The 24,672-nt window shown below is 74.1% G+C and carries 20 protein-coding genes and 1 tRNA gene; 18 read left to right on the forward strand and 3 right to left on the reverse strand.

From position 1 onward, the window contains the following. The first annotated feature begins 16 nt into the window (after positions 1 to 16). From ACZ6NC_RS15785 to ACZ6NC_RS15800, 4 genes are all read left to right on the forward strand, one after another. Complete coding sequence (locus tag ACZ6NC_RS15785; RefSeq protein WP_465732955.1) at positions 17 to 610, forward strand: type II secretion system F family protein; 594 nt, start codon at positions 17 to 19, stop codon at positions 608 to 610. Between the two features lie 81 nt (positions 611 to 691). Then, on the forward strand, positions 692 to 964 hold the full coding sequence (locus tag ACZ6NC_RS15790) for a DUF4244 domain-containing protein (protein ID WP_465732957.1): 273 nt from the start codon (positions 692 to 694) through the stop codon (positions 962 to 964). A 112-nt stretch (positions 965 to 1,076) separates the two neighbouring features. Further along, positions 1,077 to 1,460, forward strand: a complete 384-nt coding sequence (locus tag ACZ6NC_RS15795) for a TadE family type IV pilus minor pilin (protein WP_465733090.1) — start codon at positions 1,077 to 1,079, stop codon at positions 1,458 to 1,460. Further along, complete coding sequence (locus ACZ6NC_RS15800) at positions 1,448 to 1,972, forward strand: Rv3654c family TadE-like protein (RefSeq protein WP_465732959.1); 525 nt, start codon at positions 1,448 to 1,450, stop codon at positions 1,970 to 1,972. Before ACZ6NC_RS15795 ends, ACZ6NC_RS15800 begins: the two co-directional genes overlap by 13 nt. Here ACZ6NC_RS15800 and ACZ6NC_RS15805 read toward each other — a convergent pair. Then, positions 1,967 to 4,447: a DEAD/DEAH box helicase gene (locus ACZ6NC_RS15805; RefSeq protein ID WP_465732961.1), complete on the reverse strand. Its 2,481-nt coding sequence runs from the start codon at positions 4,445 to 4,447 to the stop codon at positions 1,967 to 1,969. The two genes, ACZ6NC_RS15800 and ACZ6NC_RS15805, sit on opposite strands and share 6 nt — an antisense overlap. A 222-nt stretch (positions 4,448 to 4,669) precedes the next feature. Between ACZ6NC_RS15805 and bldG the strand changes: the two genes are divergently transcribed. The 13 genes from bldG (at position 4,670) to ACZ6NC_RS15870 (ending at position 22,232) form a co-directional block, all read left to right on the forward strand. After that, the gene (bldG, locus tag ACZ6NC_RS15810) at positions 4,670 to 5,011 is read left to right on the forward strand and encodes an anti-sigma factor antagonist BldG (protein ID WP_148644090.1); all 342 of its coding nucleotides are present in this window, start codon (positions 4,670 to 4,672) and stop codon (positions 5,009 to 5,011) included. 156 nt (positions 5,012 to 5,167) lie between these two features. After that, entirely contained in the window at positions 5,168 to 5,587 is a 420-nt protein-coding gene (locus tag ACZ6NC_RS15815) for an ATP-binding protein (protein WP_465732963.1), read from the forward strand. 173 nt (positions 5,588 to 5,760) lie between these two features. Then, on the forward strand, positions 5,761 to 6,255 hold the full coding sequence (locus ACZ6NC_RS15820) for a cyclophilin-like fold protein (protein ID WP_465732965.1): 495 nt from the start codon (positions 5,761 to 5,763) through the stop codon (positions 6,253 to 6,255). A 49-nt stretch (positions 6,256 to 6,304) separates the two neighbouring features. Further along, positions 6,305 to 7,018 carry a small secreted protein gene (locus tag ACZ6NC_RS15825; RefSeq protein WP_465732967.1) on the forward strand — a complete coding sequence of 238 codons (714 nt, stop codon included), beginning with the start codon at positions 6,305 to 6,307 and terminating at the stop codon, positions 7,016 to 7,018. A gap of 195 nt (positions 7,019 to 7,213) precedes the next feature. Further along, positions 7,214 to 8,746 carry a DUF7059 domain-containing protein gene (locus tag ACZ6NC_RS15830; protein WP_465732969.1) on the forward strand — a complete coding sequence of 511 codons (1,533 nt, stop codon included), beginning with the start codon at positions 7,214 to 7,216 and terminating at the stop codon, positions 8,744 to 8,746. A 323-nt stretch (positions 8,747 to 9,069) separates the two neighbouring features. Further along, positions 9,070 to 9,534, forward strand: a complete 465-nt coding sequence (locus tag ACZ6NC_RS15835) for a hypothetical protein (RefSeq protein ID WP_465732971.1) — start codon at positions 9,070 to 9,072, stop codon at positions 9,532 to 9,534. 554 nt (positions 9,535 to 10,088) lie between these two features. Continuing rightward, on the forward strand, positions 10,089 to 12,956 hold the full coding sequence (gene topA, locus ACZ6NC_RS15840) for a type I DNA topoisomerase (RefSeq protein ID WP_465732973.1): 2,868 nt from the start codon (positions 10,089 to 10,091) through the stop codon (positions 12,954 to 12,956). A gap of 211 nt (positions 12,957 to 13,167) precedes the next feature. Next, positions 13,168 to 16,608, forward strand: coding sequence for a dTMP kinase (gene tmk, locus ACZ6NC_RS15845; protein WP_465732975.1), 3,441 nt, complete (start codon positions 13,168 to 13,170; stop codon positions 16,606 to 16,608). Positions 16,609 to 16,839: 231 nt separating this feature from the next. Further along, the gene (locus ACZ6NC_RS15850) at positions 16,840 to 18,051 is read left to right on the forward strand and encodes a DNA polymerase III subunit delta' (protein ID WP_465732977.1); all 1,212 of its coding nucleotides are present in this window, start codon (positions 16,840 to 16,842) and stop codon (positions 18,049 to 18,051) included. Between the two features lie 307 nt (positions 18,052 to 18,358). After that, on the forward strand, positions 18,359 to 19,516 hold the full coding sequence (locus ACZ6NC_RS15855) for a hypothetical protein (RefSeq protein WP_465732978.1): 1,158 nt from the start codon (positions 18,359 to 18,361) through the stop codon (positions 19,514 to 19,516). Positions 19,517 to 19,643: 127 nt separating this feature from the next. After that, complete coding sequence (locus tag ACZ6NC_RS15860) at positions 19,644 to 21,302, forward strand: alpha/beta hydrolase (protein ID WP_465732979.1); 1,659 nt, start codon at positions 19,644 to 19,646, stop codon at positions 21,300 to 21,302. 115 nt (positions 21,303 to 21,417) lie between these two features. Beyond that, positions 21,418 to 22,077 (forward strand): leucine efflux protein LeuE, encoded by a 660-nt coding sequence (gene leuE, locus ACZ6NC_RS15865; protein ID WP_465732981.1) that lies wholly within the window; start codon positions 21,418 to 21,420, stop codon positions 22,075 to 22,077. A gap of 81 nt (positions 22,078 to 22,158) precedes the next feature. Next, positions 22,159 to 22,232 (forward strand) — tRNA-Thr (locus ACZ6NC_RS15870). 183 nt (positions 22,233 to 22,415) lie between these two features. On the opposite strand, the gene ACZ6NC_RS15875 is transcribed toward ACZ6NC_RS15870, so the two are convergent. Next, a complete protein-coding gene (locus tag ACZ6NC_RS15875) occupies positions 22,416 to 23,084 on the reverse strand; it encodes a TetR/AcrR family transcriptional regulator (protein WP_465732983.1) in 669 nt (222 codons plus the stop codon). A 143-nt stretch (positions 23,085 to 23,227) separates the two neighbouring features. Then, on the reverse strand, positions 23,228 to 23,845 hold the full coding sequence (locus ACZ6NC_RS15880) for a TetR/AcrR family transcriptional regulator (RefSeq protein ID WP_465732985.1): 618 nt from the start codon (positions 23,843 to 23,845) through the stop codon (positions 23,228 to 23,230). A gap of 224 nt (positions 23,846 to 24,069) precedes the next feature. Between ACZ6NC_RS15880 and ACZ6NC_RS15885 the strand changes: the two genes are divergently transcribed. Next, entirely contained in the window at positions 24,070 to 24,657 is a 588-nt protein-coding gene (locus tag ACZ6NC_RS15885; protein WP_465732987.1) for a hypothetical protein, read from the forward strand. The last annotated feature ends 15 nt before the right edge of the window (positions 24,658 to 24,672 follow it).

A 24,672-nucleotide genomic window follows, 5' to 3' on the forward strand; every position in this document is an offset into this window, starting at 1 on the left:
CGCCAGGAGGGCGGCCTTGGCGGCCGCTGGCGGACTCGGTGCGACCGTGGCGCTGGGCGGCAGTGCCGGACTGGCGGTCGGCGTCCTGTTGGCCGCCGCGCTGTACCGGTGGCTGCCCAGGGCGAGGTCCCCGGACGAACGGCGGGCCGCCCTGGAGGAGGAGCAGCTCACCCGGCAGCTCCCGCTCACGGCGGAGCTGCTGGCGGCCTGCCTCGGTTCGGCGGCCTCGCCGGCCGTGGCGGTGGCGGCGGTCGGCCGGAGCGTCGGCGCCCCGATGGGGCCCCGGCTGGTGGCGATCGCGGCCGAACTGGCCCTGGGGGCGCCGCCGGAGGTCTGCTGGACCCGCCTGGGCGAGGAGCACCCGGCGTTGGCAGCGCTGGCCCGCTGCCTGGCTCGGACGAGCCTCAGCGGGGCTCCGGCGGCCGGGCCGCTGATCGGTCTGGCTCATGGCCGGCGGACGGCGGCCGCCCGTACGGCGCACGCCCGCGTCCGCCGCGCAGGGGTCCTCGCGACGGCGCCGTTGGGGCTCTGCTTCCTCCCGGCGTTCGTGCTGATCAGCGTCGTCCCGGTGGTCATCGGGCTCACCGCCCGTTTCGCCCAGGAGATGTGAGGCGGCGCCAGAAGAGTGCGGGCGGGGCAACGCCCCTGCGTGGCAATCGACACCAAGCATCAATCACCGGAGGAGAGATCCATGGCTGTAGTGATCACACCGAAGCTCGTCGACGGGCGTCCCGGCCGCCGCCTGTACGAGATGTGCCGGCGCCGGGGCCGGTGGGTGGCCGGGCGGGTCCGGCGGTCGGTCCGGGTCAGGGGGAGGTCGGACGCCGGGATGACCACGGCCGAGTACGCGGTCGGCACGCTCGGGGCGTGTGCCCTGGCGGCAGGGCTGTACAAGGTGGTGACCAGCCCGACGATGATCAGCGGGCTGACCGAGCTCCTGGACCGGGCGCTCCATGCGACGTGACGGTCCGCCGGCGGCGCGGCCGCAGTCGATCCGTCGGCACTCCGGTTACTGCCGTGTTCGGGATCGCTTTTGGGCCCGCGTTCGGGGTTGGGGCCGCGTTCGGCGCCGGGGCCTGCGTCGGGGCGATGCAGGCTTCGTCACGGCCGAGACGGCGGTCGCCCTGCCGGCCCTGGTGCTGCTCGCCGTGATGCTGATCTGGGGCGTGCTCGCGGCGGGCGCACAGATCCGCTGTGTGGACGCGGCGCGCGTGGGAGCCAGGGCGGCCGCGCGCGGGGAGGCGGACGCCGCCGCGATCGCCCGTTCGGCGGCCCCGGCTGGGGCGGACGTGCGGATCGCGGTGGCGGCGGACACCGTCCGGGTCACGGTGGACGCGCCGTCGTCGCCGCCGGGCCGGCTCGGCTCGCTGCTCTCGGTGCGGCTGGGCGCGGCCGCCGTGGCGGCACGGGAGGACACCCTGGCGGGTGGCGGAGGAGGTGGTGGCCCGTGGCCGCCCTGAGGCCGGTTGCGGTCGTGCTTGCCGCGGCGGCACTGGCACGGAGGGTGGTGCGGGCCCGCGCCACCCGGGCGGCGGCGGGGCGCGGGGTCGACGCCGGGTCCGCGACGGTGTGGCTGGTCGCGTTCGCCGTGCTCGGGTGTGCGGCGTTCACGGCCACGCTCGCGGTGGGCGCGGTGGTCGGCGCCCGGCACCGGGCGGAGTCCGCCGCCGACCTGGCGGCCCTCGCGGCTGCGGACCGCCTGCTGCTGGACGTGGACGGCGGGTGCGGGCGGGCGGCCGGGATCGCCGCCGCGCAGGCGGCCACCGTGGTGTCCTGCACGGTGGACCGGGAGGCGGACGCCGTCGAGGTGGTGGCCGAAGTCCCGGTCGGCGGGCTGCCCGTGCGGCTGCCGGTCGGACCGGCCCGCGCACGGTCCCGTGCCGGTCCGGTCCGCGCGACGGCCGCCGCAGCACCCGCCACGGCAGGCGCCGAGGCGGCCGACGGCCTCAGCGCTACGCCGGGTGGCTCATGAGTCCTCCGTGGGCTCGGCAGAGGAGCCGGCCTCCGCAGCCTCGGCTGCCTCCCTGTGCGGCGAGTCCCCGTGCGGCGAGTCCCCATGGGGCGAGTCCCCGGCACCGGTATCGGCACCCACGCCGGTACCGGTACCAGCACCGTTACCGGCTCCGCTCGGCGCCGTCGGGGCGCCGGCGAGCAGGATGTCCAGGAGCCGGACGGCGGCCGCCTTGTCCAACGGGTCGTTCCCGTTGCCGCACTTGGGCGACTGCACGCACGAGGGGCAGCCGCGCTCGCACTCGCACGCGGCGATCGCCTCCCGGGTGGCCGTCAGCCACTGGACGGCCCGCCGGAAGCCGCGTTCGGCGAAGCCGGCCCCGCCGGGGTGGCCGTCGTAGACGAACACGGTGGGCAGCTCGGTATCGGGGTGCAGCGGCACCGAGACGCCCCCGATGTCCCAGCGGTCGCAGGTGGCGAAGAGCGGCAACAGGCCGATGGAGGCGTGCTCGGCGGCGTGGGCGGCTCCGGGCAGCTGGTCGGGCGGGATGTCCGCGTCGAGCAGCTGGTCCTCGGTGACGGACCACCAGACCGCCCGGGTGCGGAGGGTGCGGGGCGGTAGGTCGAGTTTGGTCTCGCCCATGATCTCCCCGGTGGAGATCCGCTTGCGGAGGTAGCCGACCACCTGGTTGACCACCTCCACCGAGCCGAAACTGAGCCGCCCCTCGCCCCAGTCGACAGAGGTGTCGGTGGAGAGCACGGAGATGGAGGTGATGTCCCGGGCGGCCGTCGTGTACGGCGGATCGGCCGGCTCGACCAGCGCGACGGAGGTCTCCAGGTCGAGTTCCCGGACGAGGTAGCTGCGCCCCTGGTGGAGGTGGACTGCCCCGGTGTGGACGGTGGTGTGGGCGGCGGAGGCGTCCACCGTGCCGAGCAGCCGCCCGGTCGGCGCCTCGACGATCTGGACCGGGCTGCCGCCGCTGCCGCGCAGGTCGACGGCGTCGGCGGCCCGTTCGCGGCGGGTCCAGTACCAGGCCTCGCCGCGGCGGCGGAGCAGTCCGCGGCGTTCCAGGACGGTCAGCAGCGGGCCGGCGGAGGGGCCGAACAGCTCCAGGTCGGCATCGGTGAGCGGCAGTTCGGCGGCGGCCGCGCACAGGTGCGGCGCGAGCACGTGCGGGTTGTCGGGGTCGAGCACGGTGGCCTCGACGGGTGTGGCGAACAGGGCCTCCGGGTGGTGCACCAGGTAGGTGTCCAGCGGGTCGTCGCGGGCGATCAGGATGGCGAGCGCGCCCTGGGCCTCGCGCCCGGCCCGCCCGGCCTGCTGCCAGAGCGAGGCCCGGGTGCCGGGGTAGCCGGCCATCAGGACGGCGTCGAGGCCGGAGATGTCGACGCCGAGTTCGAGGGCGGAGGTGGAGGCGAGGCCGAGGAGCCGACCGGTGTGCAGGTCGCGTTCGAGGGCCCGGCGTTCGTCGGCGAGGTAGCCGCCGCGGTAGGCGGCCACCCGGTCGGCGAGCGGTCGGCCGAGCTGGTCCTGGGCCTGCAGTGCGACGAGTTCGGCGGCGCGGCGGGAGCGGACGAAGACGACGGTGCGGGTCTGCCGCTCGACCAGGTCGGTCAGCAGGTGGGCGGCCTCGGCGGTGGCCGTCCGGCGGACGGGTGCGCCGTGCTCGCCGACGTTCTCGGTGAGCGGAGGCTCCCAGAGGCCGAAGACCATCGGGCCGCGCGGCGAGGCGTCCTCGGTGACCGCCTCGGCCGGTACCCCGGTGAGCCGGTGGGCGGTGGCGGCCGGGTCGGCGGTGGTGGCCGAGGCGAGCAGGAAGGTGGGCGAGGAGCCGTACCGGGCACAGATCCGGCGCAGCCGCCGCAGCACCTGGGCGACGTGCGAGCCGAAGACGCCCCGGTAGCTGTGGCACTCGTCCACCACCACGTAGCGCAGGGTCTTGAGGAAGGAGGACCAGCGGGCATGGGCGGGCAGGATGCCGCGGTGCAGCATGTCCGGGTTGGTGAGCACGTACGAGGCGTACTGGCGAACCCACTCGCGCTCCTCGGGCGGGGTGTCGCCGTCGTAGAGGGCGGCCCGGACCCTGGGCGGGGCGAGTTCGGCGGCCCGCCGGCGCTGGTCGGCGGCGAGCGCCTTGGTCGGGGCCAGGTACAGCGCGGTCGCGCCGCGGCCGTTGCGGGCCTCGGTGCCGTCCAGCAGGTCGCTGAGCACCGGGGCCAGGTAGCCGAGCGACTTGCCCGAGGCGGTGCCTGTGGCGATCACCACAGAATGGCCGCTTTTGGCCAGATTCATCGCTTCTGCCTGGTGGGCCCAGGGCAGTTCCACGCCGAGCTCCCGGGCGGCGGCCACGATCTCGGGCCGGATCGAGTCGGGCCATGGCGAATAACGGGCAGCTCGGGCGGGAAGGTGCTCCGTATGGGTGAGCCGGTCCGACCGCCCCCGGGTGGTGGACAGGGTCGTGAGCAGTGCCTCGGGCAGGCTGTGACGGGGCGGCATGAGGACCCAGTGTGTCACCGGCGTGACGGAGAATCGTTGTAAGCCATCGTGCGGGCATGGTCGCAGGTGGTTGAATGTGGCCGTGACGGCCGTACGGCCGGGGGTCGCAGCGCTGAGGCTTGCCACGCGTTGGCTGGGCGTGCCCGGGGCTCGCGACCATGCGGTGGCGGCCGTCCGGCCGAAGATCGCAATGACGTAGCAAGGCAAGGTGCTGGAGGTTCCGTGGACCTGTCCCTGTCGACCCGTACAGTCGGCGATCGCACGGTCGTCGAGGTTGGCGGCGAGATCGATGTGTACACCGCCCCGAAGCTGCGTGAGCAGTTGGTCGAGCTCGTCAACGACGGCAACTACCACCTCGTCGTCGACATGGAGGGCGTGGACTTCCTCGACTCGACCGGTCTGGGCGTGCTGGTGGGCGGTCTGAAGCGAGTGCGGGCCCACGAGGGCTCGCTGCGCCTGGTGTGCAACCAGGAGCGCATCCTGAAGATCTTCCGCATCACCGGCCTGACCAAGGTCTTCCCGATCCACACCTCGGTGGACGACGCGGTCAACTCGACCGACTGACGCGGCCGGGCCGGCCCCAGGGCTGGTCCGCCCGATCCATGCGTCCGGCGCGCCGGGGCCCTCGTGGCCCCGGCTGCCCCGGCCGCCTCAGGGCCGGTGAGACCGGCCCGCGGGGCCGCATGCCCGGCCCCGGTCGGACACCCCGAGGGGGAGAAGATGGCAACCGTCGAACTTCGATTCAGTGCGCTTCCCGAGCATGTGCGTACGGCCCGGCTGGTCGCCGCGGCAGTCGCGAGACGAGCGGGGGTCGACGAGTCGGTGCTCGACGAGGTGCGGCTCGCCGTGGGTGAGGCGTGCTCCCGTGCCGTCGGCCTGCACCAGCGCGGTGGTATCACCGGCGCGGTCCGGGTCGCCCTCACGGATCAGGAGAAGCGTTTCCTCATCGAGGTTGAGGATGAGGCGGGCCCCGCCACGGTCCCGGGCCCTGGCGCGGCCGAAGGGGCCGACCCGGACGAGGACACCCTGGGCCTCGCGGTCATCACCGGACTGGTCGAGGACCTGGAGGTCACCAGCGGCGCAGGCGGTGGCCTGATCCGGATGAGCTGGCCGGTCTCGGTCGACGCGGTGGCGGTCTGACACCGGGGTCTCCGTTTCCTCTGGCCCCTGAGGTCGTTCGTTTCCCCGCTCCGGGGGTTCCGGGCGGTCCAGGTCCCGGGCATGCTTTGACAAATTGTTGAATCTGGCGGTTCGCTGCTCTCGGCACGACCGGGTCCGATCGGTGATCGGACCTGTCGTAGAAGAGGGAACCCATGCGGATACGCATTCTGTGGCCGGCCGGTCAGGTGACCGCCACGCTGGCGACCACGCCCACCTCCGAGGTGCTCTGGGCCGCGCTGCCGATCAGTTCGTCGGCGAACACCTGGGGCGAGGAGGTCTATTTCGACACCCCGGTCAGCGTGCCGCGGGAGCACGACGCCCAGCAGGTCGTCGAGCCCGGCACGGTGGCGTTCTGGACGGACGGCGACAGCCTCGCGCTCCCGTACGGTCCGACGCCGATCTCGCGGGACGGGGAGTGCCGGCTGGCCAGCCCGTGCAACATCCTCGGCGAGTTGGACGGCGATGCCCAGGTGTTGTGTACCGGCCGGGCGATCCGATCCGGGTCGAGCGGGCCTGATCCGCGCTTGAACCGGGGCCACACCGCGTTTGAACCGGGTCCGCACCGGGGCGGGGCGCCGTCCGGAAGCAGCCCGGGTACGGTCCGGGGCCCGGATGGGGGAACCGGGGGTGGGTCGGCGGCCGTGTAGGTTCGCAGTTCGACGACCGAAGACGACCGAAACCGAAAGGCTTCTCCCGGTGAACAAGCGACTGCTGGCCGTACCCGCGCTCGGCGCGCTGCTTGCGTTCGGCGCCGTCGGCTGCGGCGACGACAACAGCAAGCAGCTGGAGTCCTGGGCGACGAGTGTCTGCGGCGCGGCCAAGGACCCGATCGCCCAGTCGCAGACCGCGCTCGCGGACACCGGGCAGGTGAAGACCGGCGAGGCCCCGGCGGACCTGCAGAAGCGTCTCTCCGCGGACATCGGGCGGCTGGCCAAGACCAACCAGGACATCGCCGCGGCCATCGACTCGGCCGGCGCGCCCAAGGTGGACGACGGCGCGACCCTGCAGAAGGACACCGTCACCGAGCTGAACAAGGCGGCCGACGGTTACCTGGACGTCCAGAAGAAGCTGGACGGGCTGCCCAACGCCGATCAGGCGAAGTTCGCGGACGGTCTGCGCAGTGTCGCCGATCAGGTGCAGCAGCTGGCCTCGCTCTCCACCCAGGCGCAGGCCAAGCTCCAGCGCGGCGATCTCGGTGCCGCAATGGCCAAGCAGCAGGGCTGCAAGCCGGGCGCGGCCGCCGCAGCCCCGACTGCCGGTGACGCGACCGGCGCGCCCGCCTCGGGTGCGCCCGCGCCGGGCTCGACGGACCCGGCTAGCCCGGCCGCCGGTGCAACGCCCACGGACGCCGGTGGCACGTCGGCCCCGTCCGCCTCGGCCACCCCGTCCCCGGCTCCCTCGGCGAGCTGACGCGGGCGCTGCACGCCACGCTCCGGACACCACGCCTGAGCTGTGGGGGACGAGTGGCGGGGACGAGTGGCGGGGGACGGGCGCTGGGGGACGAGCAGCGGCGCCCGCGGCGGACCAGTGCCCGTGCCCGGCGGATCGGGGACGGCGTCGGGCGGCCGGGCGGGCGGGCCCCGTGGACCGGGGGACAATGGCGGGGTGATCAGTAGCCCCGTTCTCGACCCGACCCGCCTCGCCAAGCTGCGCGAGGCGCTGCTCGCCGCCTCGTTCACCGCCGACGGCTGCCTCGACCTGCTCGGGCCCACCGGGTACGCGGCGCTGGCCCGCAGCGAGGCGGTGCCGGCACTGCGTGCGACCCGCGGGGGCAGCCCGCTGGAGACGCTGGTACGGCTGTTCCTGCTCCAGCAGCCCGTGCCGTACCGCGCGGCCGCCGCCGCACTGCCGGTCGAGGACTGCCTGGCCGACGGCTGGCTGCGCCCGGACGGCGATCTGGTGCGGGCCACCGTGGACGTCCGCCCGTACGCCAACGAGGTGGCCGGGCTGCCCAGTTCGGACGCGTGGGTGGTCTCCGACCTGGGCTGCGCGGTGGGTGGCGCGGGCGGGATCGGCTCCGGCGAGACCGCGCACGGCGTGGCCCGCAAGGACCTCGTGCTCGGGGTGGGCGGCGCGTCCACCACGCTGGCCAACATCACCGTCCGCAGGCCCGTCCGGGCCGCCCTGGACCTCGGTTCGGGCTCCGGTGTGCAGGCGCTGCACGCCGCCCGGCACGCCCAGCGGGTCACCGCCACCGACCTCAACGCGCGCGCGCTCCGGTTCACCGAACTGACCCTCGCGCTCTCCGGGTTCGAGAACACCGACACCGCGGCCGGCAGCCTCTTCGAGCCGGTCGGTGAGCGAAAGTTCGACCTGATCGTCTCCAACCCGCCGTTCGTGATCTCGCCCTCGGGCCGGTTCACCTACCGCGACGGCGGGATGGCCGGCGACGACCTCTGCCGCAGCCTGGTCCGCTCCGCCGCCGCGCATCTGGAGCCTGGTGGCTACTGCCAGTTGCTCGCCAACTGGCAGCACGTCAAGGGCGAGGACTGGCACGAGCGGCTGGCCGGCTGGGTGGCCGGCACCGGCCTGGACGCCTGGATCGTCCAGCGGGAGGTCCAGGACGTCGCCCAGTACGCCGAGTTGTGGCTGCGCGACGGCGGAGACCACCGGGGCCCCGGCGGCGACTACCAGGCCCGCTACGGGGAGTGGCTGGACGCGTTCGAGGCGGGCCGGGTCGAGGGCATCGGCTTCGGCTGGATCACGCTGCGGGCGGGCGGCGCCGAGCGGCCGACCGTCCGGGTGGAGGAGTGGCCGCACCCGGTGGAGCAGCCGCTCGGCCCGCACATCGAGGAGTGGTTCGCCCGGCAGGACTTCCTGCGCACGCACGACGACGCGGGGCTGCTCGCGGCCCGGTACGTGCTGGCCGACGAGGTGGTGCAGGAGCAGGTCGGCGCGCCCGGCGCGGAGGACCCGGAGCACGTGATCCTGCGGCACAACCGGGGCATGCGCCGGGCCACCAAGGTCGACACGGTGGGCGCCGGGTTCGCCGGGGTCTGCGACGGGACGCTCTCGGCGGGCGAGATCGTGGACGCCATCGCGCAACTGCTCGGCGAGGACCGGGTGGTGCTGCGGGACCGGGTGCCGGAGTCGCTGCGGCTGCTCACCGAGCAGGGGTTCATCCAGCCGGCCGGCTGAGCACCCGGGCCCCGGCGGGCCGCTCGATCCGGCCCCGGTCGGCCGAACACCAGGGCCGGCCGAGCCCGATGGCCGGGCGCGGCCGGCTCAACAGCCGCGCCCGGCAACCCGGCAACCCGGCAACCCCGGCAACCAGGCCCGGTCGGCCCGGCAACCGGGTCCGGCCGAGCTCGACAACCGGGCCGGGCCCGAGAACTGCCGGAGGCCCGGTTCATTCCCCCGTACCCCCTGGTTCGCCTGCCGGTCGCCGAACCGCTGTCCCCCGTTGGCCCCCGGCTGTGAGGCTCTGTCCACAGGCTGTGGACAGAGCTGGGGGCCGAGGGGTGGAGACGACGACGGCGACGGTGGGCGGCGCGGTACTCGCGCTGTTCGGCAGCGCGCTGCTGCTCTGGTGCGCCGCCGAAGTACGCCTTCGCCACGGTGTGCGCCGCCGGGGCGTACCGGCGGTGGCCACCGTGGTCGCCGAGACCGACACCCACGGCGAACTCGACAGCGCGCCGCTGCTCACTTTCTCCGCGCCGGCCGCGATCGACGGCCCCGGCGCGGCCCGCAGGGCCGAGGTGGTGCTCACCCGGCCGCGCGGCCACACCCCGTTGCGCCGCCCGCCGCGCTTCTCGCCGGGCACCTCCGTCCGTATCTCCTACGACGCGCGCCGGCCGACCCGGGTGGTGCTGGCGGCGGCGGAGACCGGCCGGGTCGTGGTGTCGGATCTGCTGTGGACGGCGCTGGGCGCCGGCTGCCTGGCCGCGGGAACCGCCCTGCTGACCGCGGTCGCCGCCGCCCACTGACGGAGCCCCGGACCGGTCGCAGAGGCCGGTGTCCCGAACCGGCCACAGCGACCGAATCCGGCCACCCGGTCCGACCGCCCGGTCCTGCCACCCGATCCCGCCTCGGGCCGGTCCCGGCCCGGCCCAGGGCCATCCCCGCGTTGCCCCCGGACCACTCGAGAGCTGCCCCGAACCTCTCTCGGCAGCCCCCGGACCACGCGCGAACTGCCCTCGAACCGCCCCGGGCGCTCCCTGTCACCAGCCCCGTCGCCGAGCGTCGATTTTCCGTTGACAGATTTTGAAATCCGTCATTCCATCCTTCGAAACCCGCCGAAGCCCCCCTCCACGGGGCGCGATCCTCCATCATCGGGTTACCGTTCGAGTGGCGTCGGTCGGCCTTGCCGGTGAAAAAGCAGGATCCGTCCGTTTGACAAGGGTGGCCGGGGTACGGTCACACTCCGCTGGTGGGGTCGTCGTACAGCGGCAGCCCCGGGACGGTGGAGGGGTCGGGCGGAGCGCAGCCCGTGCTGCCAGCGCCGACCAGCTCACGTAACGACCGGGAGAGAAGAGCGAAGGTGTCCCCGAGCAGCGAGACCGCGCACGGACAGCGACTCGTCATTGTCGAGTCGCCGGCCAAGGCGAAGACGATCAAGGGCTACCTTGGCCCCGGCTACATCGTCGAGGCGAGCGTCGGGCACATCCGCGACCTGCCCAGCACGGCGGCCGAGGTCCCGGACAAGTACACCGGCGAGGTGCGCCGCCTCGGCGTGGACGTCGACCACGACTTCGCCCCCATCTACGTGGTCAACGCGGACAAGAAGTCCCAGGTCAGCAAGTTGAAGTCGCTCCTCGCGGAGTCCGACGAGCTCTTCCTCGCGACCGATGAGGACCGCGAGGGCGAGGCCATCGCGTGGCACCTCCAGCAGGTGCTCAAGCCCAAGGTGCCGGTGCACCGGATGGTGTTCCACGAGATCACCAAGTCGGCGATCCAGGAGGCCGTGGCCAACCCGCGCGAGCTGAACCAGCGACTGGTCGACGCCCAGGAGACCCGCCGCATCCTCGACCGCCTCTACGGCTTCGAGGTCTCGCCGGTGCTGTGGAAGAAGGTCATGCCGAAGCTGTCGGCGGGCCGCGTGCAGTCCGTCGCGACCCGGCTGGTGGTCGAGCGCGAGCGCGAGCGGATGGCGTTCCGCAGTGCCTCGTACTGGGACCTGGTCGGCACCTTCGGCACCGGCCGCACCCCGGCCGACGCCGCCAACCCGGAGACCTTCGGCGCGCGACTGTCCGCCGTGGACGGCAAGCGGATCGCCAGCGGCCGCGACTTCGGTTCGGACGGCCGGCTGAAGGCGGGCAGCACCAACACCCTGCACCTGGACGAGCAGGCCGCCCGCGCGCTGGCCGCCGCCCTGGAGCAGACCGCGTTCAGCGTCCGCAGCGTCGAGTCCAAGCCCTACCGCCGCTCGCCGTACGCGCCGTTCCGCACCACCACGCTCCAGCAGGAGGCCAGCCGCAAGCTGGGCTTCGGCGCCAAGCGGACCATGCAGGTGGCCCAGAAGCTGTACGAGAACGGCTTCATCACCTATATGCGTACCGACTCGACGACGCTCTCGGAGACGGCGATCGCCGCCGCTCGCGCGCAGGTCACCCAGCTCTACGGGGCCGACTACCTGCCGGACGCGCCGCGCACGTACGCCAGCAAGGTCAAGAACGCGCAGGAGGCCCACGAGGCCGTCCGCCCGTCCGGCGACCGCTTCCGCACCCCCGCCGAGACCGGCCTGAGCGGCGACGACTTCCGGCTGTACGAGCTGATCTGGATGCGTACCGTCGCCTCCCAGATGAAGGACGCCGTCGGCCAGTCGGTCACCGTCAAGGTCGGCGGCCGCGCCGCGGACGGCCGGGACGCCGAGTTCTCGGCCTCCGGCAAGATCATCACCTTCCACGGCTTCCTGAAGGCCTACGTCGAGGGCGCCGACGACCCGAACGCCGAGCTGGACGACCGTGAGCGCCGGCTGCCGCAGGTCGCCGAGGGCGACCCGCTGGCCGCCGATCAGCTCACCCCCGAGGGTCACGCCACCAAGCCGCCGGCCCGCTACACCGAGGCCTCGCTGGTCAAGGAGCTGGAGGACCGGGAGATCGGCCGCCCCTCCACCTACGCCTCGATCATCGACACCATCATCGGCCGCCGCTACGTCTTCAAGAAGGGGACGGCGCTGGTGCCGTCGTTCCTCTCCTTCGCCGTGGTCAACCTGCTGGAGAAGCACTTCGGCCGGCTGGTCGACTACGACTTCACCGCGAAGATGGAGGACGACCTCGACCGGATCGCGGCCGGCGAGGCGAAGTCCGTGCCGTGGCTGAAGCGCTTCTACTTCGGTGAGGGCGAGGGCCACGCGGCCGGCGGCGCCGCCGAGGCCGGCAACGGCGACGGCGACCACCTGGGCGGCCTGAAGGAGCTGGTCACCGACCTCGGCGCGATCGACGCCCGGGAGATCAGCTCGTTCCGGATCAGCGACGACATCACCCTGCGGGTCGGCCGCTACGGCCCGTACGTCGAGCGCGCCTCCGCCGTCGAGGGCGAGCCCGGCCAGCGCGCCGACATCCCCGACGAGCTGCCGCCGGACGAGCTCACCGTCGAGCTGGCCGAGGAGCTGCTGGCCAAGCCCAGCGGTGACTTCGAGCTCGGCCAGGACCCGGTCAGCGGCAACCTGCTGGTCGCCAAGGACGGCCGGTACGGCCCGTACGTCACCGAGATCCTGCCCGAGGGCACGCCGAAGACCGGCAAGAACGCCGTCAAGCCGCGCACCGCGTCGCTGCTGAAGTCGATGGCGCTGGACACCGTCACCCTGGACGACGCGCTGAAGCTGCTGTCGCTGCCGCGCGTGGTCGGGACGGACCCGGAGGGCGTGGAGATCACCGCGCAGAACGGCCGCTACGGCCCGTACCTCAAGAAGGGCACCGACTCGCGCTCGCTCACCAGCGAGGAGCAGATGTTCACGGTCACCCTGGAGGAGGCCCTGGCCATCTACGCGCAGCCGAAGCAGCGCGGCCGGGCCGCCGCCGCGCCGCCGCTCAAGGAGCTGGGCACCGACCCGGTCAGCGAGCGCCCGGTGGTGGTGAAGGACGGCCGCTTCGGTCCGTACGTCACCGACGGCGAGACCAACGCGACGCTGCGCAAGGACGATGAGGTCGAGACCATCACGCCCGAGCGCGGCTACGAGCTGCTCGCCGAGAAGCGGGCGCGCGGGCCGGTGAAGAAGACGGCGAAGAAGGCCCCGGCGAAGAAGACCACCGCGGCCAAGAAGACGGCGACCAAGACCGCGGCGAAGAAGACCGCCACCGCCAAGACCGCCGCCAAGAAGACGACGACGGCCAAGACGGCGACCGCCAAGAAGACGGCGGCGAAGAAGACGGCCGCGAGCAAGACCACCGCCACCGACGAGGGCTGACCCCTCGCCGGTGGCACCGGGCCCGCGTCTCCCCTCCGGAGGCGCGGGCCCGCGGTCTTCGAGGAGAGCGCCCGCAGTGTCGAAGGAGAGGCCCGCCGTCTTCGTCGGAGCGGTCAAGGAGCTGTGCGGGGTGCGTCACAACCCTGCAATGACAACGAACCGGAGGGCCGCTCACCCTTTTGCGGCAACCGTCGACCGCTACGCTGACCGTATGACGAGCGAGGAGCAGCCCACCCCCAGCGCCGCCGCGGCCGCCAGAGCCGGCACGCCCGACCTGCCCGAGGTCGCGCCCGCCGGCACCCCCGGCGAGCGGGCCCGCGCGCTGCTGCGGCTGCGCCCCTACCGCCGGCTCTGGACCACCCAGCTGATCGGCGGCACCGCCGACCGGCTCGGCCTGCTGGTGCTGCTCGCGCTCACCGTGATCGCCGCCGCGCTCGGCGGGCAGTTCGGCGACCTGCCGCGCAGCCTCGCCTTCGCGGTCGCCGCCGTCCTGGCCGTCCGGCTGGCCGCCACCGTGCTGGTCGGCGCAGCCCTGCTCGGCCCGGTGCACGGGCTGCTCAGCGGGAAGCTCGACCGGCGCTGGACGCTGTTCGGCGCCGATGTGCTGCGGGCCGTGCTGATCGGCGTCGCGCCGTGGTGGATCGTCTGGCTGGGCTCCGGCGCCAAGCCCTCCGGCGCCGCGACCTACCTGCTGCTCGGCACCGTCTTCGTGACCGGCGCCGCCGAGCGGGTCTGGGCGATCGCCAAGGCCGCCGCCGCCCCCGCGCTGCTGCCGTCGGCGAACCCCTTCGCGCCCGCCGCCGAGCAGCGGCCGTCCGCTGCCAACCTGGACACCGTCCGGACGCTGGACCGGCGCACCGGCTGGGCCACCGTGCCGCTCGGGGCGGCCGCGCTCGTCGCGCTCACGCTGCTCAACAACATCTTCGCGGCGGCCGGCTCGGACTGGCTGCGCGCCCACCAGACCACCTTCGCCGCGCTCGGTGCGGCCGCGCTGTTCGCGGTCTCGGCCGTCCGGGTCTACCAGCACGAGCTGCCCGGCGGTCCGGTCTCCGCCCCTCCGCACTCCCCGCTGCAGGGCCTGCGCGCCCCGACCGACGCGGCCCCCGGGCCCGCGCTGAGCAAGGGCCGCACCGGCTCCGCCCCGTACTTCACCTTCTCGGTCGCCGCGGCCTACGCCTCGATGGCCGGGGTCGCCGCGCTCGCGCTGCTGACCGCCGCCGAGCACCGGGCCGGGCCGATCGGCTACGGCCTGCTGGTCCTCGCCGCGGCCGGTGCGCCCGCGCTCGGCGCCCGGCTCACCCGGGCCACCCTGCCCTCGCTCTCCCGCCGCCGGCTGCTCGCGCTCGCCCTGCTGGCCGAGGGCGTCGCGCTGATCCTGGCCGGCCTGGTGCTGGACTTCGTCCTGGTCCTGCTGCTGACCGTGCTGGCCGGCCTGGCCGCCGGCATCGTGATCTCGGCCGGCCGCACCCTGCTCGCCCAGGAGGTCGAGGAGGCCCGGCTCCCGAAGGTCACCGAGCACCTGTACGCGGTGCTGCGGGTCGTCGTGGGCGCCGCGCTGGTCGTCGTCCCGCTGATCGCCGCCGCCTACGGGGACGTCCAGTACGGCACCGTCGAGCCCGGCTCGTTCACCTTCATCCACGGCGGCGCGGCCCTCGCGGTCGCCACCGCCGGCCTGCTGACCCTGGTGCTCGCCGCCGTGGTGCTGCTCAGGACCGACGACCGGCGGGGCACCGCCCCGTTCGCCCGCGACCTGGTGGACGCCGTCCGCGGCGCTGCCGGGCCGGCCCCGCACCGCACCACCGGCACAGGTTTCTTCATCGCCCTGGAGGGCGGCGACGGCGCCGGCAAGTCCACCCAGGCCCAGGCGCTCGCCGAGTGGATCCGGGGCAAGGGCCACGAGGTGGTGCTCACCCGCGAGCCCGGCGGCAGCCCGGTCGGCCAGCGGCTGCGCGGCCTCGTCCTGGACGTCGGCAACACCGGCCTGTCGCACCGCGCCGAGGCGCTGATCTACGCCGCCGACCGCGCCGAGCACGTCGAGAACGTCATCCGCCCGGCGCTGGCCCGCGGCGCGGTGGTGATCACCGACCGCTACATGGACTCATCGATCGCCTACCAGGGCGCGGGCCGGGATCTCGCCGCCACCGAGGTGGCCCGGATCTCGCGCTGGGCGACCGGCGGGCTGGTGCCCGACCTGACCGTCGTCCTGGACGTCGACCCGACCAGGGCCCGGGAGCGGTTCACGGAGGCGCTGGACCGGCTGGAGTCCGAGCCGACCGAGTTCCACCAGCGGGTCCGGTCCGGCTTCCTCGCCCTGGCGGCCGCCGACCCCGCGCGCTACCTGGTCGTCGACGGCAGTCAGCAGCCCGGTTTCGTCACCACCGCGATCCGCCACCGGCTCGACCGCGAGCTGCCGCTCTCCGAGCAGGAGAAGGCCGCCCGCGCCGAGCAGGAGCGGCTCGCCCGCCAGGAGGCCGAGCGCCGCGCGGCCGAGGAGGCGCGGCAGAAGGCCGAGGCGGAGGCCGCCGAGCGCAAGCGGCAGGAGCTGCTGGAGCAGCTCCGGGCCGAGCAGGCGGAGAAGGAGCGCCTCGCCAAGGAGGAGGCCGAGCGCATCGCCGCGGAGGCGGCGCGCAAAGCCGCCGAGGAGGCCCGCCGCAAGGCGGAGGAGGAAGCCCGCCGGCGTGCCGAGGAGGAGGCGAAGCTGCGTGCGGCCGAGGAGGCCCGGCTCGCCGCCGAGGCTGCCGAGCGCAAGCGGCTCGCCGACGAGGCGGCCGCCCAGGCGGAGCTCCAGCGGCAGCGGGAGCTGGCGCGCGAGGAGCAGCGGCGGCGTGCGGAGGAGGCGCTGCAGCGGGCCGAGGAGGCCCGGCTGGCACAGGCCGCGGCGCTCGCCGCGGCGGCTGCGGCGGCCGAGAGCGCGGCCGACCGGGCTGACCGGGCCGACCGTCCGGTGCCGGGGGATGCGGTGACCACCGAGCTGCGGATGGTGAAGGACCCGGACGACGTCACCCAGGAGATCTCCGAGCGGGACCGCCGGGCGGCGGTCCGGGCGGCGGAGGCGGGCGGTGCGGACGCCTCCGGTACGTCCGAGGTCGACGCGACGACGAAGCTGCCGGTCGTTCCCGCCGCTCCGGCGGACGAGACGGCCGTGCTGCCCCGGGTGCCCGCGGCGGACGCCGGCCGGGGCCCGGGCGACCGTTCTGTGGCCGACCGTTCCGTGGCCGACCGGACCGAGGTGCTGCCGCGGGTCGAGCCGGCCGGACCGGCCGACCGGGTGCCGCCGGGCCTCTGGCGGGACGACCAGGCCGGCCGGGCCGCGCAGGAGCAGCCGGTCGACAGCACCCGGGAGCTGCCGGTGGTCGACGAGCCGCAGCAGGCCCCCGAACCGCGTCCGCGGCCGTCCTGGGCCGAGGAGACCCCGATGGACGACCTGCCGAGCCTGACCGACACCCTGCTCGGCTCGCGCGACGAATGGGCCCGCTGGGATCACACCGGCCCGGCCGGGCCGGGCCCGCAGGACCCGCGCCTCGCCTACGGCGGCGACGCGGCCGGTCACGGCGGCGCCGATGGCGGCGGTCCGGATGGTCAGGACGGCCAGGACGGTCCGGACGACCAGGGTGGCAAGGGCAAGGGCCGGCGCTGGCGGCGCCGGGGCTGACCCGGCCGGGGCGGACGTCCCAGGGCGGTCACCTCAGGGCGGTCACCTTTCACGACGGACGGATGGACGGATGGACGGACGGCGGGCGGTGCGGCCGGGGCGGTGCTCCGGCGGCACCGCCCGCCGTCGTACCGGGCACGTATGCTCGACCGCGGGGAGCGGAGACCGGGCCGGGCAGTGGGCACCGGGGCGGTCCGCACGAGGCAGTCCGTACCGAGCTTGGGAGCAGCAGTGGCCGTCTGGGACGACCTGGTGGGCCAGGAGCGGGTGGTCGAGCAGCTGACCGCCGCCGCCCGGGCGGCCGGGGCGACGGTCGCCGCCGGCCGCGGGACCGCGGCCGAGCCGGGCGGCAACGCCTCGCTGATGACACACGCCTGGCTGTTCACCGGGCCGCCCGGGGCCGGCCAGACCACCGCCGCCCGCGCCTTCGCCGCCGCCCTCCAGTGCACCAGCCCGGACCTCGCGCTCGGTGGCACACCCGGCTGCGGGTTCTGCGACAGCTGCCACACCGTGCTGGCGGGCAGCCACGCGGACGTGAAGTACGTGCGCACCGACGGCCTGTCGATCGGCGTCGGTGACATGCGAGACCTGGTGCTGCGCGCCTCCAGCTACCCGACCGGCGGCCGCTGGTCGGTGATCCTGATCGACGCCGCCCACCGGCTCACCGAGGCCGCCGCCAACGCCCTGCTCAAGGGCGTCGAGGAGCCCTCGCCGCGCACCGTCTGGCTGCTCTGCGCGCCCTCCGTCCAGGACGTACTGCCCACCATCCGCTCGCGCTGCCGCCTGCTGGTGCTGCGCCAGCCCGCCGCCGAGGCCGTCGCCGACATGCTGGTCAGCCGCGATGGCGTCGACCCTGGGACGGCCCGGCTGGCCGCACTCGCCGGCCAGGGGGACATCGAGCGCTCCCGCCGGCTCGCCGTCGACGACGAGGTCCGGACCCGCCGGGCGGAGGTGCTGCGGATCCCGCTGGAGGTCGCCGACATCGGCGGCTGCCTGGCCGCCGCCCAGCGGCTGGTCGACACCGCCAAGGCCGACGCCGAGGCGCTCGCCGAGACCCAGGACGCCAAGGAGACCGACGACCTCAGGGCCGCGTACGGCGCCGCCGAGGGCAGCAAGGCGCCGCGCGGCATGGCCGGGGCCGTCAAGGAGCTGGAGAAGCGGCAGAAGAGCCGCGCCACCCGTACCCGCCGGGAGACGCTCGGCGTCGCCCTGCTCGACCTGCTGAGCTTCTACCGGGACGTGCTCGCCCTGCAGCTCGGCTCGACCGGCGCGCTGGCCAACGAGGACCAGCGGCCAGCGCTGGACCGGGTCGCGCAGGCCGGTCCGCCGGAGGGCACGCTGCGCAGGATCGAGGCGGTGCTCGCCTGCCGGCAGGCGCTGGACCGCAACGTCGACCCGCTGCTCGCCGTCGAGGCGATGACGGTCGCGCTGCGGGCGGGTTAGCGCGCGACGCCTCGCGGCGGGCTGCGGGGCTCCACGGGCCCGACAGCGCTCAACGGTGCGTCAACGGTCTCCCCAGGACTCCCCAGGGCTCAGCGGGACTCGGCGGCGCTCCGGGGTAGGGCTTCCCGCGCTAGTGGCGTGTCCCACCTTCGAGTGAACGGGCCGTACGCGCCGAGCACACCCACGTGTGACCGCCGGGTCGTCTTGCACGCTGGGGCCGACTGCGCCCCGACGCCGGGGCCGTCGCGTCCCGTCCGGCACCGGGCCCCACCGGTCGTCCGGCCCTCCTCCCGAGGCGGTGCGTTCCATGGTCCGTTCGCTCCTCGTCGTTCCCCTGCTGGCCGCCGCCGGGGGCGGTGTCTGGCTCGCGCGCGGCGCCCTGCTGCGCTGGCGCGACCTGCGGGCCGCCGAGACCTACGAGCTCACCGGTGACCAGCGGCCGATGCTGGTGCGCGCGGCCGGGGCGATGGTGTGCGGTGTCTGCGTCACGGCGCTGACGCTGCTGACGGCCCTGGGGACGTTCGGCGGCCTCGGGTCCCAGGACCCGCGCTCCGGCTCCGCGGAGTTCGGCGCCGATTCCGACGCCGCGCCGGGCAGCGGCGCCGAAGGTGGGCGGCCGGCGGCTCCGCCGGTCCCCGAGACCGCGCCGGTGACCGCCTCCGCCGCCCCGGCCGGTGCCACGACTCCCGCCCCCGCGCCGGTGCCCAGCCGGTTCGACAGCGTCGGCCACCCGGCCGGCGGCGAGCTGCTGCAGTCCGCCGTGCTCGGCCCGGACGGCCACCCGCGCAACGTCCGGGTCTGGCTGCCGGCCCAGTACGCCAAGGACCCGGACGCGCGCTTCCCGGTGGTCGTGATGCACGCCGCCACCCCGCGGAAGACCGCCGACGTCGAAGTCCCCGACGTCTTCGAGGGCCTCGGTTCCGCCGTCCAGACCGGCAAGGCCCGCCCGTTCATCCTGGTCGCCCCGGAGGCGCCGAACGGCACCGCGCACCCCTGCGAGCTGGTCGCCGCCGCCCCGCAGGCCGTCGCCGACGACGCGGTGCTGCGCACCACCATCGCCGCCACCTTCCGCACCCTGCCGCCCGGCCCGGCCTCCTGGGGCACGCTCGGCGTCGAGGGCGGCGCACCCTGCGCCGCGGCCGCCGCCCTGGCCCGCCCCGACCTGTACGGCGCGGCCGCCGCGGTCTCCGGCCGGTACGACACCGCCGCGCTGGCCCAGACGGGTGCCGAGGCCCCCGCCAACGCCGCCCCCAAGCTGCTGCTGGCCGCGGCCAAGGCCGACAGCGCCGGGCTGGACGCGGCCCGCAAGCTGCAGGCCGCGCTGCGCGGCGGCACCGGCGCGGCGGCCCGCGCCGACGTGCGGATCTCCGACAACGTGCAGGACTACACGGCGGACCGGGAGCGGCTGCGGCTGGTCCGGCAGGCCGCGCAGTACCTGGCCGAGACGCTGGCCAAACCGTCCTGAGCTGCGGCCGAGCCGTCCTGGGCAGGGCGCCGGCGGGCACTACGCTTCGCCGTACCCGGACGCCGGCAGCGGCCGCGTTCCCGTACCCGAGTGCCGAGGGGAACAGATGAGGGCGGAGCGGGACCGGATGAGGGCGGAGCAGGAGCGGATGAGGGCGGAGCGGGACCGGCGCGGGCGGGCGGTGGCCGCGGTGCTGGCCGCCGGGCTGCTGATCGGCGGGTGCGGCTCCGGCTCGTCCACGCCGCACGCCTCCTCCTCGGACACCGTCGCGCCCCGCTCGCCCTCGTCCCCGTCCTCCCCCGGTGCGGCGACCGCCTCCCGGCCCGGGGTCACACCGCTGGAGCCGCTCCCGGCGGCCGTCCCCGCCGCGCTGGCGCCGTACTACGGGCAGCGGCTCGCCTGGCAGCCGTGCGACGACGGATTCGAGTGCACCACCTTCACGGTGCCGCTGGACTACGAGCACCCGGCGGGCGGGGACCTCACCCTGTCGGCCGTCCGCGCCCCCGCCGTCCCGGCCGGCTCCGGTACGGGCGCCGCCGGCCGGCTCGGCTCGCTGCTGCTCAACCCCGGCGGCCCCGGCGGCTCGGCGGTCGACTACGTGGAGGCCGTCGCCAGGACGTACGACAGCGGGGTGCGCGCCCGGTACGACCTGGTCGGCGTCGACCCGCGCGGCGTCGGCCGCAGCTCCCCGGTGACCTGTCTCGGCGGCGACCGGATGGACGCGTACACCGCCGCCGACATCACCCCCGACGACCAGGCCGAAATCGACGCCCTGGTCGCCGCCGACAAGGAGTTCGCCCAGGGCTGCCGGCAGCGGGCCGGCGACCGGCTCGGCCATCTGAGCACCGTCGAGACCGCCCGCGACCTGGACGTGCTGCGCGCGCTGCTCGGCGACGAGAAGCTCAACTACGTCGGCAAGTCGTACGGCACCTTCCTCGGCGCCACCTACGCCGGGCTCTTCCCGGGCCGAACCGGCCGGATCGTGCTGGACGGCGCGATGGACCCGTCACTGGACGCGCTCACCGGCAACCGCACCCAGGCCGGCGGCTTCGAGACCGCCTGGGCGGCCTTCGCCAAGGACTGCGCCAAGCGTGAGGACTGCCCGCTCGGCCGGACCGAGCAGCAGGCCGGCGAGCAGCTCACCGCCCTGTTCAGGACGATCGACGCCCAGCCGCTGCCCACCACCGACGGCGGCCGCCGGCTCACCGAAGCCCAGGCCACCACCGGCGTGATCCAGGCCATGTACGCCGACTTCCTCTGGCCCAGGCTGCGCACCGCGCTCGCCGACGCCAAGACCGGCGACGGCACCGGCCTGCTCAAGCTGTCGGACTCGTACTACGAACGCGGCTCGGACGGCTCGTACCCCAACCTGATGTTCGCCAACATGGCGGTGAACTGCCTGGACCTGCCCGCGCCGTTCGCCGGACCGGCCGGCGTCCAGCAGGCGGTGCCGCAGTTCGAGCAGACCTCGCCGCAGTTCGGCCGCGTCATGGCCTGGATGGCGCTGACCTGCACCTACTGGCCGGTGAAGGCCACCGGAGCGGCGCACACCATCCGCGCCGCCGGCGCCGCGCCGATCGTCGTCGTCGGCACCACCCGCGACCCGGCCACCCCGTACGCGTGGGCGCAGTCCCTGGCCGGGCAGCTGGAGTCCGGCCGGCTGCTGACCTACGAGGGCGACGGGCACACCGCGTACGGCCGGCACGACGCCTGCGTGGACGGCGCGGTCAACCGGTACCTGCTGGGCGGGGAGGCACCGGAGCAGGGGAAGCGCTGCGGCGGGTAGGGCGGGCGTTGAGCGCGGCGCGGCCCGCGGGGTAATTTCCGCTTCAACTGTCGGCCGGTGCGAAGTTACGATGAGCGGCCCCCTGCCATCCCGCCACCCTCACCGGAGCCCCACCGTGCTCGGAGTCAACGACCTGGCGACGTACATCCTCGGCGCCCTCGTCATCATCCTCCTCCCCGGCCCCAACTCCCTCTACGTGCTGTCCGTCGCCGCCCGCAAGGGCGTCCGGACCGGCTACACCGCCGCCGCCGGCGTCTTCGTCGGTGACCTCACCCTGATCAGCCTCACCTCGCTGGGCGCCGCCTCGCTGCTGGAGGCCAACCCGGCGGTCTTCGCCGTGGTGAAGTTCGGCGGCGCCGCATACCTGCTCTGGATCGGCATCGGCATGCTCCGCGCCGCCCGCCAGCTCTGGCGCGAACGCCGCGCCGCCGCCACCGCGGACCCCGACGCCACCGCGCCCGCCGCCGAGCCCACCGAGCGTCCGTTCCGCCGCGCCCTGGTGATCAGCCTGCTGAACCCGAAGGCGATCCTGTTCCTCCTTTCGTTCTTCACCCAGTTCGTGGACCCCTCCTACGGGCAGCCCGCGCTCTCCTTCGCCCTCCTCGGCGGCATCCTGCAGACCTTCAGCCTGCTCTACCTCTCCATGCTGATCTTCGCGGGCACCACCCTCGCCACCGCCTTCCGTCGCCGCAGGCGACTCTCCGCCGGTCTCACCAGCGGCGTCGCCGTCCTCTTCGCCGGCTTCGCCGCCAAACTCGCCGTCTCCTCCGCCTGACCGCCCACCCCGGCAACCCGTTACGGATCACCCGCGAACCTGTGTAGACTGGCCCGCGTTGCGACCACGCGTTGCAGCGGCGCCGCCTTAGCTCAGTTGGCCAGAGCAACGCACTCGTAATGCGTAGGTCATGGGTTCGAATCCCATAGGCGGCTCAAGATGAACCCCAGGTCAGGTCTCTGATCTGGGGTTTTCTCGTTCTCGTGACCATGGGGGCGCCCAGAGCCGGCGCGGTGAGGCTGTTCGTGGCGCGCGTAGGCGACGCCTTTCGGACGCTCGGTTGCGGTGGAGCTGATTCCTGCGCCGGACTGTCGAGCTTGACCCGCGCACCCGGCGATTCACGGTGCTCGCTCGGCGGTGGGCCTGGCCGTGATGCCCAGTGCGCGGCAGGTGTCGGCGAGTTCACGTTCGAAGAAGAGTGAGCCGTCGTCCAGGGCGAAGTGCAGATGGCCCAGGACGTCCATGCAGATCAGGCCGTACAGCCGGACCCAGCACCGCAGAATCACGGCGATGGCTTCCACCGGAACGTCTGCGTGGCGGTTGGCGCGGAGTCGGTCGAGCTGGTCGGCCAGCCGGGGCGCCATGGTCCCTGGGGGCTGGACGGGAAAGGGCCGGGTGCGCCACAGGTCCGACATGAGGTCGGCGAAGACCAGGCCGAAGACCCATCCCGGATCCTGGTCGAGATCGGACTCCGCTGCGCCGACCGGTCCTGGTGCACCGGAATCCAGTAGCAGGCCGAACTCGCGCGGGTGTTCCAGGCCCCAGCGTCGCAGCGCGTGGGCGGCGGCGATCAGCCGTCCCGGTGCGTCGTTCGCCGGCAGGGCATCGCACGACTTCGCCAGGCAGTCGGCGACTTCGGTGAAGATGTCGGTCCGGACGGCCTGCAGCAGTCCTTCATGGTTGTCGAAGTAGCGGTACACCGCGGGGGCGGTCATCCCCATTTCGCGGGCGATGGCGCGGATGGTGACGTTGCCGATGCCTTCGCCCACCAGCAGTGCCCGGGCCACGTGTTTGATCTCTTCGATGGTCCCCCGGCGCTGCCGTTCCCTCCGCGAGGTTCCCGGTCGCGCTATCTGCCCCTGACTCATGCCGCTCCACTGCCCCCTCTCTCCCTCTCCCGGATGCCGTGCCGGAGCATCTCGCACGGAAGTTAACAGGTGTCACCCGATCTTGGGGAGCGGGCCTGCGCGATGAGTCCGGCGGCGAGTACGTCGGCCAGGTCGTCCAGCAGTGGCTCGTCCACCGGCTGGTGGAAGGCGAGCAGCGCGAGGAACAGGGGTCCGCCCAGCATCAGATGGGCAAGGAGCGGGTCCAGTGGCCGGGCCATCTCGCCGCGCCGCTCGGCACGTTCGAGGATCGCCGTGAGGTCTCTGCGTTCCTTCGCGATGAAGGTGTTCTGAAACCGGGTGACGAGTGCGGGGTCGCGAGCCATCTCCGCCATCAGAGCAGATGTCACATCGCGCGCCGCGGGGTTCGACAGGCGCTCGTGGATCAGCCGCGCCATCGCACGCAGGTCCGCGCGCAGTGAGCCGGTGTCCGGCGGCGGCTCGATGTCCATGCCGTGCACGGCGGCGGCGAAGAGCAGTTCGGCCTTGGAGCCGAACCGGCGGTAGATGGCGGCCTTGCCCACCCCCGCGCGGGCAGCGGTCGCGTCCATGGTGACGCGACTGTACCCGGTCTCGACGAGGAGCTCGCGGGCCGCCTGGAGCACCGCCTGGTCGATCTGTTGGTCGCGGGGGCGGCCCTTCCGCTGTTCCGGGTTCTGCATGACGGCAGTATACGATACCGGAGTTCCGGAACTCCGGTATCGTATGAAGCCAGGCGTCGGCAACCCAGGCGTCAGCAACTCGGACGCCGGCAAGCCCGACGTCGGCGACCCAGCACAGAACGTTCCCCCCGAGGTGTATCCGCGGCGGGTGCGGATGGATCTCATCCAGCGAATGCCGGGACCGGACTGCGGGCCGGAGCCGGCCACGACGAAAGGCGGACGCGGTGAAGGACCGCAACCTCGATCCCGGGATCAGTAGTTGTGACGCTTGGCTGCCCGAGTACCAGTGGCGCACCCACCATGGGCGGACCGTGCGGGCAGAACCGTCCGTCACCGCCCGGGCGGTGCGCGACGTGGTGCCGGCGGACATGTACGTGATCCGTCCGCTGGTCTTCGTCCGCAGCATTCCGGCTCGTCTGATGCCCGGCAGTGACGAGCGGTACATGGACAAGCAGGCGCCTGTGCTCGACGGGCTGACCGAGGGAGTGGGTGCGTTCGGCCTCCAGGACGACCCGGACGGCGATCTGGTCGTCGGATTCGCGGGCCGGCCCTGGGCGTTGCGCCAGGAATGGCTTTCCCTCACCCCGGAGGAGTTCCTGGATTTCGACGAGCCGGGAAACATCAAGGGCCTGATGGCCTTCTCGGCCACCGCGCACGGCACGGGGACCCGCCTGCGCACGGAGACCAGGGTCTATGTGACCGACCCCGACTCGGCCCGCAGGTTCCGGCGCTACTGGCTGCTGATCGAACCCTTCAGCAGCCTGATCCGCCGCGACTGGCTGGCCGCGGCGGCGCGCAATGCAGAGAACTGAACTGCGAAAGAGAAA

This window comes from Kitasatospora sp. NPDC041988, assembly GCF_055588525.1.

What these genes read in the sequence shown, in the direction of transcription:
- ACZ6NC_RS15815 (WP_465732963.1), top strand. Translation starts at nt 5,168, where the DNA reads ATGGCAACCGTCGAACTTCGATTCAGTGCGCTTCCCGAGCATGTGCGT.
- tmk (WP_465732975.1), top strand. Translation starts at nt 13,168, where the DNA reads ATGACGAGCGAGGAGCAGCCCACCCCCAGCGCCGCCGCGGCCGCCAGA.
- ACZ6NC_RS15820 (WP_465732965.1), top strand. Translation starts at nt 5,761, where the DNA reads ATGCGGATACGCATTCTGTGGCCGGCCGGTCAGGTGACCGCCACGCTG.
- ACZ6NC_RS15880 (WP_465732985.1), bottom strand. Translation starts at nt 23,845, where the DNA reads ATGCAGAACCCGGAACAGCGGAAGGGCCGCCCCCGCGACCAACAGATC.
- ACZ6NC_RS15790 (WP_465732957.1), top strand. Translation starts at nt 692, where the DNA reads ATGGCTGTAGTGATCACACCGAAGCTCGTCGACGGGCGTCCCGGCCGC.
- ACZ6NC_RS15855 (WP_465732978.1), top strand. Translation starts at nt 18,359, where the DNA reads ATGGTCCGTTCGCTCCTCGTCGTTCCCCTGCTGGCCGCCGCCGGGGGC.
- ACZ6NC_RS15805 (WP_465732961.1), bottom strand. Translation starts at nt 4,447, where the DNA reads ATGCCGCCCCGTCACAGCCTGCCCGAGGCACTGCTCACGACCCTGTCC.
- ACZ6NC_RS15860 (WP_465732979.1), top strand. Translation starts at nt 19,644, where the DNA reads ATGAGGGCGGAGCAGGAGCGGATGAGGGCGGAGCGGGACCGGCGCGGG.